This is a genomic window from Mesorhizobium sp. M8A.F.Ca.ET.021.01.1.1, assembly GCF_003998025.1.
In the GTDB taxonomy this organism is placed as follows: Bacteria; Pseudomonadota; Alphaproteobacteria; order Rhizobiales; family Rhizobiaceae; genus Mesorhizobium.
Genome location: NZ_RZSJ01000053.1, coordinates 1 through 17,958, shown reverse-complemented (window position 1 = coordinate 17,958; position 17,958 = coordinate 1). Strand labels below are relative to the sequence as shown.

The 17,958-nt window shown below is 60.5% G+C and carries 18 protein-coding genes and 1 tRNA gene; 5 read left to right on the top strand and 14 right to left on the bottom strand.

Annotated elements, in window-relative coordinates:
- The coding region (locus tag EOA36_RS07175; protein WP_145969120.1) for a helix-turn-helix transcriptional regulator at positions 1-334 on the top strand (334 nt) is incomplete at its 5' end.
- A gap of 22 nt (positions 335-356) precedes the next feature.
- Here EOA36_RS07175 and EOA36_RS07170 read toward each other — a convergent pair.
- The 5 genes from EOA36_RS07170 to EOA36_RS07150 all read right to left on the bottom strand — a co-directional run bounded on the left by EOA36_RS07170 (position 357) and on the right by EOA36_RS07150 (position 6,602).
- A complete protein-coding gene (locus tag EOA36_RS07170; protein WP_127276335.1) occupies positions 357-2,384 on the bottom strand; it encodes an aldo/keto reductase in 2,028 nt (675 codons plus the stop codon).
- A gap of 36 nt (positions 2,385-2,420) precedes the next feature.
- Positions 2,421-3,500, bottom strand: a complete 1,080-nt coding sequence (gene ugpC, locus EOA36_RS07165; protein ID WP_127276333.1) for a sn-glycerol-3-phosphate ABC transporter ATP-binding protein UgpC — start codon at positions 3,498-3,500, stop codon at positions 2,421-2,423.
- An 8-nt stretch (positions 3,501-3,508) separates the two neighbouring features.
- On the bottom strand, positions 3,509-4,345 hold the full coding sequence (locus EOA36_RS07160) for a carbohydrate ABC transporter permease (protein WP_127276331.1): 837 nt from the start codon (positions 4,343-4,345) through the stop codon (positions 3,509-3,511).
- Positions 4,342-5,202 carry a sugar ABC transporter permease gene (locus EOA36_RS07155; protein WP_127276329.1) on the bottom strand — a complete coding sequence of 287 codons (861 nt, stop codon included), beginning with the start codon at positions 5,200-5,202 and terminating at the stop codon, positions 4,342-4,344. Before EOA36_RS07155 ends, EOA36_RS07160 begins: the two co-directional genes overlap by 4 nt.
- A gap of 128 nt (positions 5,203-5,330) precedes the next feature.
- Positions 5,331-6,602: an ABC transporter substrate-binding protein gene (locus EOA36_RS07150; protein ID WP_127276327.1), complete on the bottom strand. Its 1,272-nt coding sequence runs from the start codon at positions 6,600-6,602 to the stop codon at positions 5,331-5,333.
- A gap of 104 nt (positions 6,603-6,706) precedes the next feature.
- On the opposite strand from EOA36_RS07150, the gene EOA36_RS07145 reads away from it, so the two are divergent.
- Complete coding sequence (locus tag EOA36_RS07145) at positions 6,707-7,579, top strand: helix-turn-helix domain-containing protein (protein WP_127276325.1); 873 nt, start codon at positions 6,707-6,709, stop codon at positions 7,577-7,579.
- 172 nt (positions 7,580-7,751) lie between these two features.
- Positions 7,752-7,827 (top strand) — tRNA-Phe (locus tag EOA36_RS07140).
- Between the two features lie 70 nt (positions 7,828-7,897).
- Here the strand turns inward: EOA36_RS07140 and EOA36_RS07135 are convergent.
- The 4 genes from EOA36_RS07135 to EOA36_RS07120 all read right to left on the bottom strand — a co-directional run bounded on the left by EOA36_RS07135 (position 7,898) and on the right by EOA36_RS07120 (position 10,601).
- Positions 7,898-9,013 (bottom strand): tyrosine-type recombinase/integrase, encoded by a 1,116-nt coding sequence (locus EOA36_RS07135; RefSeq protein WP_245464274.1) that lies wholly within the window; start codon positions 9,011-9,013, stop codon positions 7,898-7,900.
- A gap of 18 nt (positions 9,014-9,031) precedes the next feature.
- Positions 9,032-9,268, bottom strand: coding sequence for a hypothetical protein (locus EOA36_RS07130; protein WP_127276339.1), 237 nt, complete (start codon positions 9,266-9,268; stop codon positions 9,032-9,034).
- Positions 9,269-9,443: 175 nt separating this feature from the next.
- Positions 9,444-10,010 (bottom strand): hypothetical protein, encoded by a 567-nt coding sequence (locus EOA36_RS07125; RefSeq protein ID WP_127276322.1) that lies wholly within the window; start codon positions 10,008-10,010, stop codon positions 9,444-9,446.
- A gap of 30 nt (positions 10,011-10,040) precedes the next feature.
- Complete coding sequence (locus EOA36_RS07120; RefSeq protein WP_145969119.1) at positions 10,041-10,601, bottom strand: hypothetical protein; 561 nt, start codon at positions 10,599-10,601, stop codon at positions 10,041-10,043.
- 134 nt (positions 10,602-10,735) lie between these two features.
- Here EOA36_RS07120 and EOA36_RS07115 point away from each other — a divergent pair, with 134 nt between their 5' ends.
- Positions 10,736-11,449, top strand: a complete 714-nt coding sequence (locus EOA36_RS07115; RefSeq protein ID WP_189553140.1) for a hypothetical protein — start codon at positions 10,736-10,738, stop codon at positions 11,447-11,449.
- Positions 11,446-11,838, top strand: a complete 393-nt coding sequence (locus tag EOA36_RS07110; RefSeq protein ID WP_127276317.1) for a hypothetical protein — start codon at positions 11,446-11,448, stop codon at positions 11,836-11,838. Before EOA36_RS07115 ends, EOA36_RS07110 begins: the two co-directional genes overlap by 4 nt.
- 23 nt (positions 11,839-11,861) lie before the next feature.
- On the opposite strand, the gene EOA36_RS07105 is transcribed toward EOA36_RS07110, so the two are convergent.
- From EOA36_RS07105 to EOA36_RS07085, 5 genes are all read right to left on the bottom strand, one after another.
- Positions 11,862-12,083, bottom strand: coding sequence for a hypothetical protein (locus tag EOA36_RS07105; RefSeq protein ID WP_127276315.1), 222 nt, complete (start codon positions 12,081-12,083; stop codon positions 11,862-11,864).
- Between the two features lie 117 nt (positions 12,084-12,200).
- Positions 12,201-12,941 (bottom strand): hypothetical protein, encoded by a 741-nt coding sequence (locus EOA36_RS07100; RefSeq protein WP_127276312.1) that lies wholly within the window; start codon positions 12,939-12,941, stop codon positions 12,201-12,203.
- A 326-nt stretch (positions 12,942-13,267) separates the two neighbouring features.
- A complete protein-coding gene (locus EOA36_RS07095) occupies positions 13,268-15,115 on the bottom strand; it encodes an RNA-directed DNA polymerase (protein WP_127276310.1) in 1,848 nt (615 codons plus the stop codon).
- Between the two features lie 330 nt (positions 15,116-15,445).
- Positions 15,446-17,383, bottom strand: coding sequence for a prohead protease/major capsid protein fusion protein (locus tag EOA36_RS07090; protein ID WP_127276308.1), 1,938 nt, complete (start codon positions 17,381-17,383; stop codon positions 15,446-15,448).
- A gap of 14 nt (positions 17,384-17,397) precedes the next feature.
- Entirely contained in the window at positions 17,398-17,658 is a 261-nt protein-coding gene (locus tag EOA36_RS07085) for a hypothetical protein (RefSeq protein ID WP_127276306.1), read from the bottom strand.
- Positions 17,659-17,958 lie beyond the last annotated feature (300 nt).

Here is a 17,958-nt window from a genome sequence, read left to right as displayed (position 1 = left end):
CGACAAAGCCCTGCCGGTGGCGGACCTCGTCCAGATCAGCGGGCTCAGCCGGGCTCATTTCTCGCGCTGCTTCGCCGAGAGCGAAGGCCTGCCGCCCGCCGAGTTCGTGCTGCAGCAGCGGCTGCAACGGGCGGCGAAGCTTTTGACGAAAGCGGACTTCCTGCCCGTGAAGGAAGTGGCCATCCTGTGCGGTTTCGAGGACGCGAATTACTTTTCGAAGGTCTTCCGCCGGCTCTACGGGACGACGCCCAGCCAGTTCCGCACCACCGGCATGTATGCCAGCTTGCAAACCCCGGCCAGGCGCGGCGCCAGACTGTCGGACGACGAGATCTGACACCGCTTCGAGCTTCGTTCCATCAGGCCGCGTGCAGGCTGCCGCCGTCCAGCCACTCGCGTTGGGCGGGCGAAAGCGCGATGTCCAGCGCCCGCAGGCTGTCGTCCAGTTCGCCCAGCGTACGCGGCCCAATCAAGGGAACCGACGGGAAAGGCTGATTGAGCACATAGGCCAGCGCAATGTGGATCGGGCTCTTGCGCAGCCGGGCGGCGAGTTCGATCGCGCGGTCGCGGCGGCCGAAATTGCGCTCGGAGTACCAGACCCGCACCAGTTCCTCGCTGTCCAGCCTGTCGCGCCCGGCGCGATCGGTGAAGAAGCCGCGTCCCTGGCTCGACCAGGCGAAGTTGGGCATCTGCCTGGATGTCAGCCAGGCCTTCCAGTCATCGGTAGAAGAGGTGATGCAGCCGGCCCAGATCGGTTCCAGCATCTCGGCCAGCGAGAAATTGTTGGAGAGCGCGCCCGGCTTCCGCTTGCCGGTGCGCTCGGCATAGGCAATCGCCTCGTCCATGCGCTGCATCGTCCAGTTCGAGCCGCCGAACGGTCCCCGGATGCGGCCGGCCCTCACCTCGCGATCCATCGCGTCGACGAACTCACCGACCGGCACGTCCGGATTGTCGCGATGCATGAAATAGATATCGACATGGTCGGTCTGCAGGCGGTCGAGCGACTGGGCAAGCTGCTTGCCGATCACGTCGGGATAGCAGAGCGGCGAATGCGCGCCCTTGGCGATAACGACCGATTGCTCACGCACGCCACGGTTCCTCAGCCATTGGCCGAGCAGCGTCTCGGTGTAGCCGCCCCCATAGACATAGCCGGTGTCGAACAGATTGCCGCCGGCTTCGAAGAAGGCGTCGAGCAGGATCGACCCGGAGGAGAAGGTGCGGAAATCCTCGAAACCGAGCGCCACCACCGAAGCGGGCTTCGCCACGCCCGGAATGGTGCGCTTGCCGATCGCCGTGCCGCCCGAACGCAAGGGCCGGCCTGAGATGGTGTTGGTGCGCAGCGAGGCCTTCTCGATCTCATATTCCAGTCCCACGGCCGCACGCCATCTGTCGAGCACGCGCAAGGTGCCGAGGCTGTCGGCCCACCCCATGCCCGGCCAGGCAAATTCCTGCCGCCCGGCGCGGATCGCCTCGGCGGCGGCATCGACCTCGAAGGAATAGACGTGGCGCTTCTCGTTGACGCTGATGGTCTCGCGCGTACCGTCGGCGCCGATCACGTCGATCCGGCCGAGGCCGACATCGCGGTCGCCGCCGGCGAACCAGAAGTCCGGCACCTCGATACGCCCCTTTGTGCCGAAGATACGCAGCACATTGTCCTGGTTGAGCGAGATGCTGCAGGAAACTTCCGCGACGATACCGCCTGGAAAATGCAGGACAGCGGAGGCCCATTCGTCGACGCCGGATTGACCAAGATGGGCGGTGCCGGCGACCTTGTCGGGTTCGGCGAATGGCTCTCCCGCGGCGGCGCCGGCAATGAGGCGCACCATCGAAACGGGATAGCCGCCGACATCAAGGATGCCGCCGCCGGCAAGATCGTTGGCGTAGAGCCGATGCTCCGGCATGAAATCAGGCATGGCGAAGCCAAAGCTCGACTTGATCATCCTGATCTCGCCGATGACGCCCGACTTGACCAGGTCCACCAGTTGCAGCGTCTGCGGGTGGAGCCGGTACATGAAGGCCTCGCCGAGGAAGGTGCCGGCCTTTCGCGCCGCATGCATCATGGCGTCGGCCTCGAAGGCCGTTAGCGCGAGCGGCTTTTCGCAAAGCACATGCTTTCCCGCTTCCGCAGCCCTGATCGCCCATTGCGCGTGTCCGGGATGCGGTACCGCGATGTAGATGGCGTCGATTTCCGGATCGGCAAGCAGCGCTTCATAGCCATCGAGGATGCGGGCGCCGGGGAAGCTCTCGGCCAGGCCCGGCTTGCCGGGGTTGCGGGCGCCGATGGCGACCAGTGTCCCTGTGCGCGACCCGGCGACGCCGCCGGCAAAGGCCTTGGCAATGCCCCCCGGCCCGAGGATGCCCCAGCGAATGGGCGTTGATACAGTCATGTCATTCTCCTTGCGGGCTTGGAAAGGGGCGGCCGGTCAGCGCAGCCGCAGCCCCTTTTCGTCGAACAGGTAGGATTTGCGGATGGAAACGGTGACCTTCGATGTCTGGGGGATCTTTGCCGCGGCGCGCTGGATCACGATGTCCTCGCCATGGCTCGTCCTCGCGTAAAGGAAGCTCGTGCCGCCGAGGTGCTCGACCACGTCGATGGTGGCGGTGAGGTCGGCGTCGCCTTCACCGGCGCTGCCAAAATGTTCGGGCCGCACGCCGACGATGACCTTGCTCCCAGGTTCCGGCGCGGCAACCGTCAGGGGCTGTGTGATGCGGGTTTTCTCCTCGCCCGCCAGCTCGACCACGACGCCTTTTGCATCACGCCCGACAATGTGGGCCTTGATGAAGTTCATCTTCGGCGAACCGACAAAGCCAGCCACGAAAATATTGTCGGGATTGTCATAGAGATCGAGCGGCCGGCCGATCTGCTCGACATGGCCGCCGCGCAGGACGACGATCCGATCGGCGAGCGTCATCGCCTCGGTCTGGTCGTGGGTGACATAGACCATGGTGGCGCCGAGCTCCTTGTGCAGTCTTGAGATCTCGACCCGCATCTGCACGCGCAGTTCGGCGTCGAGATTGGAGAGCGGCTCGTCGAACAGGAACACTTGCGGCTCGCGCACGATGGCGCGGCCGATGGCGACACGCTGGCGCTGGCCGCCGGAGAGTTTCTTGGGACGGCGGTCCATCAATTCGCTGATGCGCAGGATCTCGGCCGCGCGCTTCACCCGCCGCTCGGTGTCGGCCTTGGGATTGCCGGTCATGCGCAGCCCGAAGGAGAGGTTCTGTTCGACGCTCATATGCGGATAGAGCGCATAGGACTGGAAGACCATGGCGATGCCGCGATCGGCCGGCTCGACATCGTTGACCACCTTGCCGCCGATGGCGATCTCGCCGCCGCTGATGTCCTCGAGCCCGGCGATCATCCTGAGCAGCGTGGACTTGCCGCAGCCTGACGGGCCGACGAAGACGACGAACTCGCCATCGGCGATGTCGATGTTGGCGCCGTGGACGACCTCGAAGGCGCCGAAGCGCTTGGCGACGTTTGTGAGCGTGACGGTTGCCATTCTGCTCCCTATTTGACCGCGCCCGCGGCGATGCCGGCGATGAAATGACGCTGCAGGAGCACGAAGACGACAAGCATCGGCACGGTCAGCATCACCGCGCCCGCCATGATGCCGCCCCAAGAGACTTTGGTCAGGCCGATCAGCGTGCCGAGCGCCACGGGTGCTGTCATCGAACCCGGCTGGCTGTTGATGAGCAACGGCCAGAGATAGTTGTTCCAGGAGGCAAGGAACAGGATGATGCAGAGCGCGGCCAGCATCGGCCGCGCCAACGGCAAGGCGATGAAGACGAAGATACGCCACTCCTTGACGCCCTCGACGCGGGCGGCATCGAACAGGTCGTCGGGCATCATGGAAAAACTCTGGCGCATGAACAGCACGCCAAGCGAATTGAACAGCGGCGGCACGATCAGCGCCACCCATGTGTTGGCGAGCTTGAAGTCGCGCGCCACCATGATGAATTGCGGGATCAGCACCACCGCATAGGGCAGCGTGATGGTGCCCAGGATGATGGCGACGACCACGCTTTTGCCGAAGAACTGGTAGCGGGCCAGCGCCCAGCCGGCCATAGAGGTCAAAAGCACCGACAGGACGGTGTAGGTCACCGCCACGCAAACGGAGATGACGATGGCGCCGACGAAGTCGGTGTCATGCTGCAGATTGTTGAAATTGTCGATGAAATTGCCGTGCGGCAACAGTTCGATGCCGGGGCTGAAGATGCCATTGTCGGGCATGGTCGAGAACACCACCATCATCCACAGCGGAAACAGCCAGATCAGCGCCAGCGGCGTCAGGAAGAGGTGCAGCGCGATGCTTCGTTTCAGTCTTGCCGATGAGAGCGAGCTCATTTCGGTTCCCTCGTCAGCCACAGCTGCACCAGCGTGATGGCGATCGCCAGCCCCGCCATGGTGTAGGCGACGGCCGAGGCATAGCCGAAATTGAGCGAGCGGAAGCCCTGGCGGTAAAGCAGCAGGCCGAGCGTCTCGGTGCCGCCGCCCGGCCCGCCGCGCTCGGTGATCAGGAACGGCTCGGTGAACAATTGCATGGTGCCGATGATCGACAGCACGGCGCAGAAGACGATGACCGGCTTCAACAGCGGCAGGGTGATGTGGAAGAATTGCTTGAGCTTGCTCACCCGGTCGAGCGTCGCCGCCTCATAGACATCCTCGGGAATGGATTGCATGCCGGCCAGCAGGATGATGGCGTTGTAGCCGGCCCAGCGCCAGGTGACCGCGATCATGATCAGCGCCATGGCCGGCGTGACGTTGGAGAACCAGTCGACCTTGGGCAGGCCGATGCTGTTCAGGAGCTTGTTGACGATGCCGAAATCGAGGCTGAACATCAGCCGGAACACCGCGGAATAGGCGACCTCGCCGACCACCACCGGGGCGAAAAAGGCGAAGCGGTAGAGGCCGCGCGCCCTGAGCAGCGGCGAATTCAGAAGCACCGCCATCACCATGGCCAGCGCGATCATCACCGGAACCTGGATGACCAGAATGACCAGCGTGTTCTTCAGTGCGTTGAAGAAGGCGGGGTCGCCGATCAGCCGGCCCCAGTTGAAGCCCGGCGCGAAGCGCCAGGGCACGGTGCGTGTTGCCTGGAACGAGATCAGGAACGAGGAGATGATCGGCCACACCCAGAAGATGGCGAAGATCAGGAGATAGGGCGTGAGAAAGCGATAGGCCGTCGCATTGCGGTTGCGCATCTTTTCTCCTCCTCCTTTCTGTTTTTCCGGTTAGTGAGGCAGCAATTGCCGAAGTAGGCGCCGCCCCTCATCCGCCTGCCGGCACCTTCTCCCCGTATAGTGACGGGGAGAAGGAAGCTGTCAGCACCTCAGGACTTGACCGGCAGCCCGGTCGCCGAGGCGATCTGGCTGGCGGCATCGTCGAGTGCCGCCTTGGCGTCGGGATAGCCGCCGGCGAGATATTTGGTCTGCACCGCGCGCACGATGATCTCGGCATCGCTCTGGAACTGCGTGCCGCGGCTCGGAACAACCTTGGGCAAGGTGCCCAGAATATCCTTCCACACCGCCTGGCCACCCCAGTAGGGCAGGCCCTGGCCGACATAGGGGTCGTTCAGCGCCGAGACCAGCGAGGGGACGAGGCCGAACTCCTTCAGCATGGTGATCTGGCCTTCATTGGTGCCGAGCGTGTATTTCAAATACTCGTAGGCAGCTTCCTTGTTCTTCGACGCCGAGGTGATGGCGAGCGAGGAGCCGCCGAGATTGGCCGCACGCGGGCCGTCCGCGGTCAGGCTCGGCATCAGGTAGACGCCCCATTTGCCGTTTTCGCCCGCCGATTCGGTGCGGATGGTGCCCTCGTACCAGCCGCCATAGACCTGGGTGGCGACGGTTCCGGCGGTGTTGTTGGTGATCTTGGTGCCCCAGTCGGCCGACGAGACGATGCCGGCGTCCTTCATCTCCTTGAGCTTGGTCATGGCGTCGACGCATTTGGGCTGGTTGACCGTGATCGACTGGCCGTCCTCGGCGAAATAGGCGCAGCCCTGTTCGTTGGCGATCATGCGGAAGAATTCACTGTCGCCGTTGAAATCGGCATTGGTCATCGAGACGCCCGGATTGGCGGCCTGGATCTTCTTGCCGGCGGCGATGAAATCGTCCCAGGTCTTGATCGATGCCGGATCGACGCCGGCCTTCTCGTAGAAGTCGCGACGATAGAAGGCGGCGACCGGACCGGAATCCCACGGCATGGCATAGGCCTTGTCGCCGACTTCGAGTTCGGTGCGCTTGAAATCGGGGAATTTCTTCTGGTCCTCGGCCGTGTAGCCCAGCGTGTGCAGGTCGACGAAACAGTCGGGGAACTGGCTCCAGTAATTCTCGGCCTCGCCGTTCTCGATGGTGACGACGTCGGGCAGGCCAACGCCGCCGGCCGCGCATCCGGCGATCGACTTGTCATAGGTCGGCTGGTTGCCGAGATCCTGGACGGTGACCTTGATGTCGGGATGCAGCTTGTTGAAACCGGCAACCGTTGCCTTCAGCGACGAGGCGGCGACATTCCAGCTCCAGATCGTGATTTCGCCGGATTGCGCGAAGGCCGGGGCTGAGCCCAAGGCAAGCGCGAGCACGGCGCAGGACAGTGTGATGCGCATTGAAATCCTCCCATTTCATTTGCTCTCTCTGCGAGCCTGGCTAGACTAGGCACCGGCAAGGGCCTGTCCCCGACAAAGGGAATACGAAATTGGCGGAAAGTAAGATGCCCGAACGGCCGTTTTACCAGCCTGGTGCCAGCAGCGTGGAAGGCCTGCCGTTGCTGCTGCAGATGTTCCACACCAGCCCCCTGGTGATGCTGAAGCCGCATTGGCATGCCCAGGTCGAGGTGAATTTCATCGTCCGCGGCTCCGTCCACTACCGCATGAACGAGCACGAAATATCGCTTTCGGCCGGCGAGATGTGCCTGTTCTGGGGTGGCCTGCCGCACCAGATGGACGATTTGAGCGACGACGCCGTCTATGCCGGCGCGCATCTGCCGCTGGTGCATTTCTTTCGGCTGCACCTGCCCGCGGACATACGCCACCGGCTGATGACGGGTGCGACGCTGGTGACCAGCGCCACCGATCAATCCGACAACGACAATTTCGCCCGCTGGAACCGCTATGCCCGCTCGGGCGATCCGGCCAAGGCCGAGCATGCCGTCAACGAACTTCTGCTGCGGCTGGAACGGGTAAGGTTCGAGCCCTACCGGCTGGTGCCGGTAAACACCGCCGGACAGGAAGCGGGCAACCCCTTCGACCAGCAATCGTCGCGCAATGTCGGGCGCATGTGCGATTTCATCGCCGAGAATTTCCTCTACGACATCGATTGCGTGAACATAGCGGCGGCCGCCGACATCCACCCCAAATACGCCATGAGCCTGTTCAAGAAATCGACCGGCATGACGCTCAACGAATATGTCAACCTGTTGCGGCTGAGCTATGCGCAGGCACTGTTGATGCACCAGGACGCCAACGTGCTGCGCGTCGCCATGGACTCCGGCTTCGGCTCGCTCAGCGCCTTCAACAAATCCTTCCGCAAGCTGGCCGGCATGACCCCATCCGACTTCCGCAAAGGCCTGGCAGGCGCCAGATAGGCGGGCGCACGGCATGCAAACCGGCCCATCGGGCGGCATTTCTTTTCCTGCGGGAAATCCACACCTGGGCGCTGGACAGGCCGAATTCCCGTGCTATAACCCACGCGCTTTCAAGGGGCGCCCACGGTGCCTTCATGAAATCCGGAACACGACTTTTCGTTAGCCGGAGCAGGCCCAGATAGCTCAGTTGGTAGAGCAGCGGACTGAAAATCCGCGTGTCGGTGGTTCGAATCCGCCTCTGGGCACCAAACCCCTATTTTCTTCAAGGTTTTCAAGGCGAAGTTTCGGGTGCGGCCCGGCTTCCAAAAAAGTGCGGCCCTATTTCACTGCTCGAAGCTGCGGACGCTTGGCGCTCCCGGCCAGCTTTTCCATAGCAGCTTCGGCTAGAACGCGCTGCCGCGCGCCCTTCGTATAGCGATCTACCTCCTTCGAGGTCGTGTGGCCGGTGATGGCCATGATCTCGCGATCCGAGCAGCCAAGTTCAGCCAGGCGCGACGCCGCAGCCTTACGCAGGCCGTGCGCGCGCCCCGGCACCCCTGCCTCGACGCAGCGATCCCGAAACCAATTGCCGAAGCCGGCGGCTGTGAAGGGCCTGCCTAGCTCGTTGATCAGGAATGCGTCTTTGCCAATCCTGGATTTTTCCATCACCGTCCGCAGGGCGGGCACGATCGGGATCGCGAGCGTGATCGGGTTCCGATTGCGGTTCTTGAACTGTGTGAAGGTAAGCCAGCCGGCTTTCTCGTGTTGTGGCCCGAACTGCACCACGTCGGATCGGCGCTGGCCGGTGTAGAGCAGCAAGGCCAGCGCGAGCCGGGCCATGGTTCCGATCGGGTGGCGCTTCTCAAACTGTTCAACCTGCTCGATGGTCCACGAGAGATGCCCATCGCCTTTCGACTTAAGGTATTTGATCTCGCGTGCCGGGTTCGACTTAATCCCCGGCTCGTCGCCGTCGAGGGCATAGGCGTAGACCTGCCGCAGCGCCTTTACGATCCCGTTGGCAGCTTCCGGCCGATCGGCGTGCTCGTCTCGGATCATGCGAACGTGGCGGGGCTCAAGCCCCGCCGCGCTGCGATTGCCGTAAGCGGGCTTGCCATCCTTCGCCCCGGCCTCGCACAGCTTGTCGAGGATCAGCTTGCGGACGTGCTGCGTCCGCGCGTCCAGTCCCCGATATTCAGGCGACTTGTAGTAGCGCACGATCAGCTCGCGCAGAGATCCTGCCTTGGGCCTAGCAAGGCGATCATTCGCAGGGCGGCCGGCGGCGCGCCCGTCGAGGGTCTTGCCCTGGCTGGCCAGCAGATAGGCCCGCAGGAAGTCGTGGCTTCCCTCCTCAGCTCGGATGCGAATGCGCGGCCCCGGCTTCCTTCGATAGTAGACCCGCACGTTGCCATGCCGGTCCTTTTCCCTGATGAGATATTTCGTCTCGATTTCCATCATTCACCAACCTTGTGAGCTTCAATCCCAGTCGCCCTTCGGCTGACCGGCATCGCCAGTTGGCAAAGCATCGAAGAAAACGTCCAGCGCAGTTCGATCCCAAACAGCGCGGGTATTGATCCTTTTTGGCGGAGGCATGCGACCGTCCTCGACCATGGCGTCGAACAGCGTCGTGCCGACACCAATGTACGCGGCAGCCTCGACCCGCGAGAGGCCTCGCGGCGGGAGCGACAACGGCAGTATCGAGCGGCCCCGGATAGGGCCGCCGCAGTCTTCGGAGATTTCGGGCCGACTTATCACCGCAACCTTCACCAAGGAAAAAGCGGCGACGGTACCTATTTAAGGCACTCAAAAGTCAATAGAGAAATCCCTTCGGATAAGCTCAAATGGCGGATCGTCAGCGATTGCTTTGTTTCGTCCGCCCGCATTCGACCTAATAGATATGCTGGACACTCAGAATGCCGCCCGCGAAGCAACACAAGGCGGCGACACCAGTAGCTACCGCTACCCAGTTCAGCATTGCTGCTCTGGCCCATTCGCGCTCCGATTTTGGGGTCTGCTCTACGTATGGCCAATCGTATTTCGTTTGCTGGAAAGTAAGCGCTCTCGAGTAAACCGAATTGGTGAGATAGGCCAGCGCGCTGCCGGAAACGGCTGCGGCGGTGCCCCATGCGAACCAAGACAAGGCACCCGTCACATCCATAATCAAGCGCGCTCGTTCGGCGGCAACGCCATTGTCGAGGACAATGCCAGCTAAGCGCGCCAAGATCGTTTGAGGCACTGTCGGATCAGTCGCGGCATTAAACGTCGATGACAGGAAGCCCAACAGAGCAACACAGGCACCGCCGTTAACCAACAAGAGCGCCTTAAGGGCGAGATTTCCGCACTCAATCGCGGCCTTCTCCATGTTGGCCGTGCGTGCCTTATGTGCGTCCAGAACCGGTTGCGCCCAAGCCCTTCGTTTCTCGATGATTTCCAATGAAAGCGGTTCGTCAGCCATAGCGCCCCTCGCTGGTGCAATTGTTATTGGTTATATGCGTCGGACAAGCCTCGCTTCCAAGGCCCGTACGGCCATGTCGCGGTACCGCGCCATGGCTTTGGGGCTGCTAGAATAGGGATTGATCGGAAAAGCACTCAAGCCTGCCACATCCCCTGCCTCGACCAAGGCGACGAGCTGCGCGAGCTTGCCCCGGAAGCGCTTGTGCGTCTCGGCGCTAAAATCGGGCGCGGCAGGCATTTCGCCACGCTGCGCAGCTTCAAGGATCGCGGCGCGCTTGCCGCCGGCCTTCCGAGCGCCAACAGGCTTCCTCGGGGCGCTGCGGGGCGCTGGGGCCGCTTCTTTCCGGGCCTGGGCGATCATGGCGGCCGGCACGAGGATCGTCAGCTTGTCGGGAGTGATGGCGTAGATCAGCGGCTTCTTGCCGCTTGGCGTCTTTCCGAGCTTGTCGGCGGCCCTGACGGCCGCCGCGAGGGTCTTCGCCGTTTTCTTGAGCGTTTCATGCGGGCCGGTGCGCAGATTGGCGGCGAAACTCACCGCTTCGGCGATCTTCTCGATATCGGACGCGTCGGCAGGGTGCAGTTTTTTTGCCATGGGGAACCTCCGTGTTGGACACGGCTGGTCCAGTTATCGAGAGACCGGGAAAGAGCAACTCCGGATTGGTGGACCGAACTGTAAGGAAGAGATGTCATCTTGATCGAGACCGGGATCTGGGTAGGGTTGGGCGCATGAGCTCGACGCACACAAACGAGGCGGCAATCGGCGGGGTAGGGGTAGGGTCCTATACCGCACCCGAGGCGGCGCGCCTTTTGAGGACGTCGGCCCTCAATTTGAACCGGTGGCTGCGCGGCTACACTTACCGACGTCGAGGCGAGGAACGGCAGATGCCGCCTCTTTGGGCTTCGCAGCACGCCGACGTGCAAGAGCACCTTGAGATCGGCTTTCGTGATCTGATCGAGCTGCGGTTCGTCAAAGCATTCGTGGATGCCGGTATGGGTCTGCTCGCGATCCGTAACTGCCTGGAATATGCACGGGAGTGCGTCCGCGACGAACGCCCGTTTTCGACCCGCCGCTTTCAGACGGACGGTCGAACGATCTTCCTCGAAAGCATTGAGCGAGCCAGCGAGCCGAAGCTGCTTGACCTAAAAAAACGGCAGTATGTGTTCAAGCAGGTGATCGAGCGCACCTTCAAAGACCTCGATGTCGAGGACGATACGGTGGCTCGGTGGCGTCCTTTTCACGGCAAATCTTCGATCGTGATCGATCCAGGTCGTGCGTTTGGTCAGCCGATTGCATCACAGTTCGGCGTTCCAACCGTGGCATTGGCCGAGGCGGCTGAGGCGGAAGGCTCAGCCGAAGATGCGGCACGGATTTTCGAGGTCCCGGTCGGCGTCGTCCGCGATGCGATCAACTTCGAAGAAGGCCTCGCGAGAGCAGCTTGAAGGTCTTGATCGATGAGAACCTTCCTCCTGCGCTAGCACGCTCCCTCAACGCTTTGTTTGCAGGTAAGCATCACATCATCCACACCCGCGATCGCTTCGGGCCAAAGGTGACTGACGTTCAGTGGATCGGCGTACTCAGCGCCGAGGGAAGGTGGGTCGTGATCTCTGGCGATCGCCGGATAACAAGAAACAAGACGGAATATAACGCGTTCCGCAGCTCCAACTTGGTTGGATTTTTCCTGTCAAAAGGCCTGAACAAGTCTCCTCTCATCAAGCAGATGGAGCGCCTTCTCGCACTCTGGCACACGATCGAGACGCAGGCCGTAATCGTCCAGGGTGGAGCAATATTCGAGCTTCCAATGACCAGCACGAAGATCAAGCAGATGTGAGAGGCTGGGTTGGCCCGGCCTCGTCAGTGTGCGGCTCGCTGCATTCCTACTATTCTCGCCGCCAGGCCGCCGAGACGGCCGATCAGGAAGGGGTCGAAATTCGCCTGGGCAAGCGTAACTGCCACGCTGCGCGGGCTCGTGAGGTCGGCCGAAGAGGCACGCAGCGCCTGCACCATGTAGGCGACCGATCGGCGACGTTGGTAAGCAGCCATTGCCGGCGTGGGGTCGATGAACTCAATTTCCATGTGTCAGCTCCGTTGTCACAAAGGGCTCGAAAGCCGTCACGATGTGAGCAAAAACGGTCGCACGGAGCAAATTGGAACTGAAGCTTTGTTTCCTACCGTTTCTCCAACGATCTCCAACTATGGCCTGAGCGCTCGAACAACTTCACCGAGAAGAACATCGAGGTCTTGCCGGAAATTCACTTGGCTGGCAGTCGGGAGGATTTCGCGAGGCCGTATCTGCTGATGCAAGATGCCGTCAGCGATGTTTCGGAGCGAGTTGTCCAAGTGCGTCATGGTGCCCTTGAGCGACTGCCCACCGCAGGAACTGGCATACTGCCTGAAGCTGCCGACGTTGAAGATGGGCGGCACATGATCGGCGATGGCACGTAACAACATTGCCACCGAAAAGTAGTTTTCGCGCTCGTACGCGTCGTTGATCTCCTCGCAATAACGGATCAAGCGACGCAGATCGAACTTGGCTCCTGTGATGGCCAGCAGCTCAGCCAGGCGCCCCGGCGCGACGTAAGGCTCAACGGCTGGCGGACGTGATGCAGTTAAGGGCGGACGCGCTGAATAGGGTATGTCCCGTACTGTCTGAGCGGCTGCGCGAACTATGCTAGCAGATCGCTCGACAGAGGCATAGGATTGAGAACCAAGCCAATTGTTAACGCCATCAGCTTGCATCATCCCCAGCTGAAAATCGAAATCGTTGGGAACACCAAGCGCTCGCTTCATAATGGTGCGAGCCCGAAGAACTAGCCCAATGAAAGCAGCCTGATCCCCGTCGCCTATGTGAAGACCGCTATTCGTTCGTTTGAAGCGAGACTTTATCGTCTCCATGTCGTCAGCGATGATATCTAGCGCAGCCGCTTCGTTCATTTCCTGTGCCCTGGCGATCTCCCATCGACCAATATAGCTGACGGGTTAGTGCCAGTGCGGATTGCGTTGGAAATTCCACCGAAATTTCCAATACGCTTAGAACTATTCACTAGAGAGCCCCAAAGTGCGCCATGGAGTTGCCGGTCGGCTGTTTCCTTCATTCGATGATCGAAACGCCGCTGTAGGGCCGCTGCTCGTCTTGTGTGCTCGTGGTGATATCGGGGACAGGGCACCTTCGCCCTCTCAAGGACATGGAGAACGCTGTGGGAAAGGGAGGGTGCCTCGGTGAGCGACGCCGTCGGCCGCATCTGGCGCGCCAGTCAAAGCTAGCTCCGAATGCTATTGATCACCCGCACATAAATAGGATCATCAACATACTTCAGCACTTCGTCTTTTATGGCTTTCCTTATGGTGACATCAATCTGTGGTGAGGTCAGAGCGTGAAGGCATATTAGAAAGCGCTGGATCGAATATGATCCCAGATTGCGCCCATTGAGGATGTAGAGCCTGACGTCCGGGCTCAACCTGCTACGGTTCGCAATAATCCTGTCAAACGAAGCAAACACGGAATTCGCAGCGGGAAATTTCAGGTGCTCGACACGTTGGCGGATTGCGTCGCCTTCTTTGTGAGAACGAAACTTTCCGTACATTGCCGCCACCTGACGCGCAAAGAATTCAGAATGGGACCAGGTATCGACGTTTTCGTCGATGACTGCCTTTACGTGTTTTCGGAGCCCGTACTTTGACAAAAGCCACATAGATGCCACGAGGAAGAAGGGGTTCTTCGTAACATATGCTCGGCTCCCGAAGAGTTCTCCGAGGCGCCGAATATGACGATGCAGCGTGCTATTCGGCACCACGTGCCAGTCCGTCAAAGTCTTGCAAATCATCATTAGAGAAGCGTCATCAAGCATGTCCCCGCCTGTCGAGTAGCTTTCCATTACGCGAAACGCTGCACCCCCAGGGCCAAGCGCCTGAAAATAGCGAAAGACGCTCTCTCTGAGCGTAGGTTCTGATATCACCGTGCCAGCAGCAAACTTGAAGGCGTAGGGATCGCGATTTGATGTGAAGTGCGTCAGGTAGCGCTTAATAATCTTCTCCGAGTGGCCGTAGCTGACCTTGGCCTTAAACGTGTCGAACCTAACCCTTACTCCGGCCAGAAGGCGATCACGGCGCTTGCTCGAATGGCTGTATTTCGTAAGACGTTCCTTCACATCGTCTAGGAATTTGTTCTCTGTGGAGTGAAAGAATTTTCTAGCTTCGACCGCCGATAATATCCGGGTCTTGCCGGCATTTAATCGCAGGCCTCTCGTCATGAGGAGATGATCAAGATCCCTTAGCAATATTTTGCCAGCAGCCATAGAAGTGGTAGCAATAGTCATGTCGTCGACCCATCTAACAAAGCTGTTTGCCGTCAAATTTTTTAAGTAAGCGTCGACCTCATAGAGATATATATGGCTTAGTAGTCGCGGGGCGTCGAAATTCACCTGCGGCAGGCTCTTCTCTGGTGAGGGGAGATAGTCCGGCCTCCAACTTATTCGATCAAGAACACTGAACAATATATCCAATGTAACCTCATCAATCTCTTTGATTAGCGACATTATATTGCGTAGGTGTGAATAATCTATATTGTCAAAATAATTTGCTATATCAGTCACGCAAATGTATGAATGTGTACTTATCATTCGAAATCTAATATTAGATAATTTTGCCCAGCGCCTAAACCAGATGTATTCTTTTTCAAACGCAAATTCGGCCTCGCCAAAACCGTGACTTCGGCTAAAAAATGAATTCGTAGATGGTTGTTTTTTTAAAGCTTCGGGTAGAATAGCTTCGACTATGCACTGAAGAACGATGCAGTCCTCTGGAGAGGGCAGCACGATAGTGCGAGTGACACCAAGCCGCTTTTCGATCCTGATGGGGACCGATTGCTGAGGGCTATAGCTGCCTGCGCACAGGGACGTGTGCAGCTTGGCAAAGATTTGGTGTCGATCCCAATGGACATCGTTGAAATCGTGTAGATCCAAGACTTCTTGTGCGCGAAGTCCAGGGCGGACGTGTTTCTTCCAGGCTCTCTCCATCGCATTCTCGGAGAACACCCGTTCAAGTGCTTCAAGGCGACTGGCCAGCCGCTTGGTGTGAAACGCGTGCGCAGCATAAAGCGATTTTGCCATTGCTCCCCCTCAAGGCAAAAGCGTCGTTTATACGATGTTGGCACTATTATTCGTTAACCTACAAGATCGCTCATCCTGCGATCTCACCAATATGCGAAATCAGTGGCTTCCTCCGGGAGGCCTTTCGAATGCTATCACCTCATTTGGTGCGCCGTGCCGTAGCCGTAGCGGGCGAGATCGAACATCTAACAGCCGTGCAACTGCAAGTCGCCAGACGGCCTCCGAACGTGGTGAACAGGGCCGCTCGGTTGGGGAAAGGTGCGCCCGCCGCCGTGGTCAGATGCAGCAGGCGCAGCGGCGAGGCCAGGAACAGAACCTCGCCGCGATTGGTTACGAGCCGGCGTACGGGTTCTTGGCGAAGCCGCGCCAGTCTATGACTTTCGCGCCTACGTCGAGGCGGACCTTGATTTCCACACCGTCCACCTCGAAGCCTTGCCTCGTCTCGGTATAGACCCCCTGTGCGCCTTCGAGATAAGCCAACTCGATCAGATCGACGTAGGCCGGTGCGGCTGCGAAGTAGTAGGAGTTCGGATCGCCCGCGATATTGTAGCGTGCGACGCCCAAGTCCAATCGGGGCTCTGCGATCAACGTAAGGTTTTTGAGCACCGAGGCCACGGCATCGTTCTGCTGGGTTGGGGAAATCGTAGCCAGGAACGTCAAGGCCTGGATTTCGAGGGCCTTGGGGACGATCAGGTAGCTCGGCGTCAAGTTCAGAACGGTCTTGCCGTCGAGGCCGGTCTGCAAGCCCATCTTGAGGCGAGCCTCGCCAACCGTGGTTGCCCCGATTGCCCCTGAGGTCAGCAGGTTGCCGTGGGTGGCGTGGAACAGAGCTGCGTTGTCGCCCATGGTGGGATTGGCGAGCAGCTGCGCCCACACCACGTCGCTTTCGAGCTGCGCCGCTTGGACACCGAAGGCGCGCGGGATACGGCCGAACGCGTCGAGATCGTCGTTGACCAGCGCCTGCCGCGTGATGCCGATGATCTTACCGAAAGTGGCGATGCGATACTTCTCAGCGCCCTCGGACATCGAGCCGCGCTTGAACTCCCCATGCTCGTTGACCTTCTCGAACTGCGGCGCTTCGCTGATCGACGCGCGGGTCACGTCCTTGAAGTCGGGAACTGTCACTTCACGAACCAAAGGCCGGAAGGTCTGCGGCACCGCGTCGTAAGCCCCGCGGAGGGATTTGCCGGCGACGTTGCTCAAGATCGTGGGAAAGTCCGAGGTCGAGTGGAGACCCGAGCGCTGCCCAAGGGCTTCGCTCGCGATCTGCATCTTCGACATGCCGTAGGTGCGGCCACCGCGATCCTCGATCGACCGCCTCGCGAGATCGAGCAGCGACGAGGACATATAATGCTCCGCACCGGCCTCAAGCTTGAACCGGGCGGGATCGACCCGGTGCAGGATCGCGGCTTCCATCGCCCGCGCCCTCCGATGGTCGAGGCTGTCGTCGCTTACCGTGGCCGGAACGCCGAGCTGCCTGGCACCGTTGCTGGGGAAGTCGCGCTCCTGATCTTCGGCGAGGCGTTCAACCAGAACTCGACGGAATTCCTCGACGGTAGTCCCGGCTGCGATATGCTCTTTTCCGAGCGCGACCTGGCCGGTCCGGGTGGCGAGATCGGCGATGATATCGTTGCGAACGCGCTCAGCTTCGATGGCGGCGGGCGCGGGATTGGGGTTTGCAGCGGGCATTTTGCGCCCTCCTTTTGAAATTGTTGCGGGGAAGGTTTCAGGCTCGGCGCGCACTTGCGCGCCGGGATCGGCCGGGATGGGGACTGCGGAGAGTTCAAGGGGCTCCCAATCGACCACTGAATGCAGCGGCGGTTCGCCGTCGCGCTCGGTCACGACCACGGTGTGGACCCGGTAGCCGACGCTGATATTTTTGATCACGCCGCTCTTGATCTTGGCGACGATATCGGCGTCAGCCGGCGCTTCGGAGAGCTGCACGCGGGCAAGGCCCTTGCCCCGTTCGATCCGAGCGCTGCCGGGCACCACAGCGCCGATCACGTCAGCTAGATCGGCGCTGGAATGGGTATTCAGGAAGGGCGCGCCGGCATTGAGGCGATCGAGGCGCACAGCGGACGTGCTGACTTCCAACTCTTCGTCGTAAGGGCCGTCCAACCACGTCACTCGGCGCACTTTGGCACCGGTCGTCCAAACGATCTCGATGGTATTGTCAGCCTCGTTGAAGCTGGCGGCTCGGACAGACGCGCCGCGATGCTGCACAGGCAGGTCCAAGGTCGCAGCCGGAGCCGGCTGATGACGGTACATGTGAACCGCCGGCATCAGTTGAGACCCCTAGCCTTGGCATCCTCGACCTCGCGGATGCGCAGAACTTCGAGCCCGATCGCCTCGGCGACGAAGTGTTCGGCGACCGTCTGCCGGTCCATGCCGAGCACTGCGACCACGTAGTCAACCGAAAGCGTGCCGGGCCGCTCGGTCATCGAGCGGACGAGATCGCGAAGGTGGGGATTGAAGAGGGGGTGATCGAGCGCTTCGCTCAGAGCGACTGCGCCTTCGGCTTTTTCGGCGGCGGGTTCGGACATGGGGGACGGCCTTCCTTTTCAGCTTGGCCGTCGCGTCGAATATTTATCAGCCCACCCGGGGGGAACAGGTCGATCATGCTATTTCGACGCCCACCACTTCAAAGTGGAACAGGCCAGCCGTAAGCATTTGCGAGAAGATTTATTTCGTCAACGCAGTGGAATTTCCAACGCGCATTTTTTTGTCTCACTATCCGTTGGAAATATACATTCCAACGGCTTTGGAAACACAACCCAAGCGGAAAAATCGAGAGCGGAAATACACTCGTCCCTTGGGGGCCGCGCGCCCGCAGAGGGAGGGAG

Coding starts and splice junctions, on each gene's coding strand:
- EOA36_RS07150 (WP_127276327.1), bottom strand. CDS start 6,602: ATGCGCATCACACTGTCCTGCGCCGTGCTCGCGCTTGCCTTGGGCTCA.
- EOA36_RS07090 (WP_127276308.1), bottom strand. CDS start 17,383: ATGTACCGTCATCAGCCGGCTCCGGCTGCGACCTTGGACCTGCCTGTG.
- EOA36_RS07085 (WP_127276306.1), bottom strand. CDS start 17,658: ATGTCCGAACCCGCCGCCGAAAAAGCCGAAGGCGCAGTCGCTCTGAGC.
- EOA36_RS07100 (WP_127276312.1), bottom strand. CDS start 12,941: ATGAACGAAGCGGCTGCGCTAGATATCATCGCTGACGACATGGAGACG.
- EOA36_RS07105 (WP_127276315.1), bottom strand. CDS start 12,083: ATGGAAATTGAGTTCATCGACCCCACGCCGGCAATGGCTGCTTACCAA.
- EOA36_RS07135 (WP_245464274.1), bottom strand. CDS start 9,013: ATGATGGAAATCGAGACGAAATATCTCATCAGGGAAAAGGACCGGCAT.
- ugpC (WP_127276333.1), bottom strand. CDS start 3,500: ATGGCAACCGTCACGCTCACAAACGTCGCCAAGCGCTTCGGCGCCTTC.
- EOA36_RS07160 (WP_127276331.1), bottom strand. CDS start 4,345: ATGAGCTCGCTCTCATCGGCAAGACTGAAACGAAGCATCGCGCTGCAC.
- EOA36_RS07170 (WP_127276335.1), bottom strand. CDS start 2,384: ATGACTGTATCAACGCCCATTCGCTGGGGCATCCTCGGGCCGGGGGGC.
- EOA36_RS07095 (WP_127276310.1), bottom strand. CDS start 15,115: ATGGCAAAATCGCTTTATGCTGCGCACGCGTTTCACACCAAGCGGCTG.
- EOA36_RS07125 (WP_127276322.1), bottom strand. CDS start 10,010: ATGGCTGACGAACCGCTTTCATTGGAAATCATCGAGAAACGAAGGGCT.
- EOA36_RS07120 (WP_145969119.1), bottom strand. CDS start 10,601: ATGGCAAAAAAACTGCACCCTGCCGACGCGTCCGATATCGAGAAGATC.
- EOA36_RS07155 (WP_127276329.1), bottom strand. CDS start 5,202: ATGCGCAACCGCAATGCGACGGCCTATCGCTTTCTCACGCCCTATCTC.
- EOA36_RS07115 (WP_189553140.1), top strand. CDS start 10,736: ATGAGCTCGACGCACACAAACGAGGCGGCAATCGGCGGGGTAGGGGTA.
- EOA36_RS07145 (WP_127276325.1), top strand. CDS start 6,707: ATGCCCGAACGGCCGTTTTACCAGCCTGGTGCCAGCAGCGTGGAAGGC.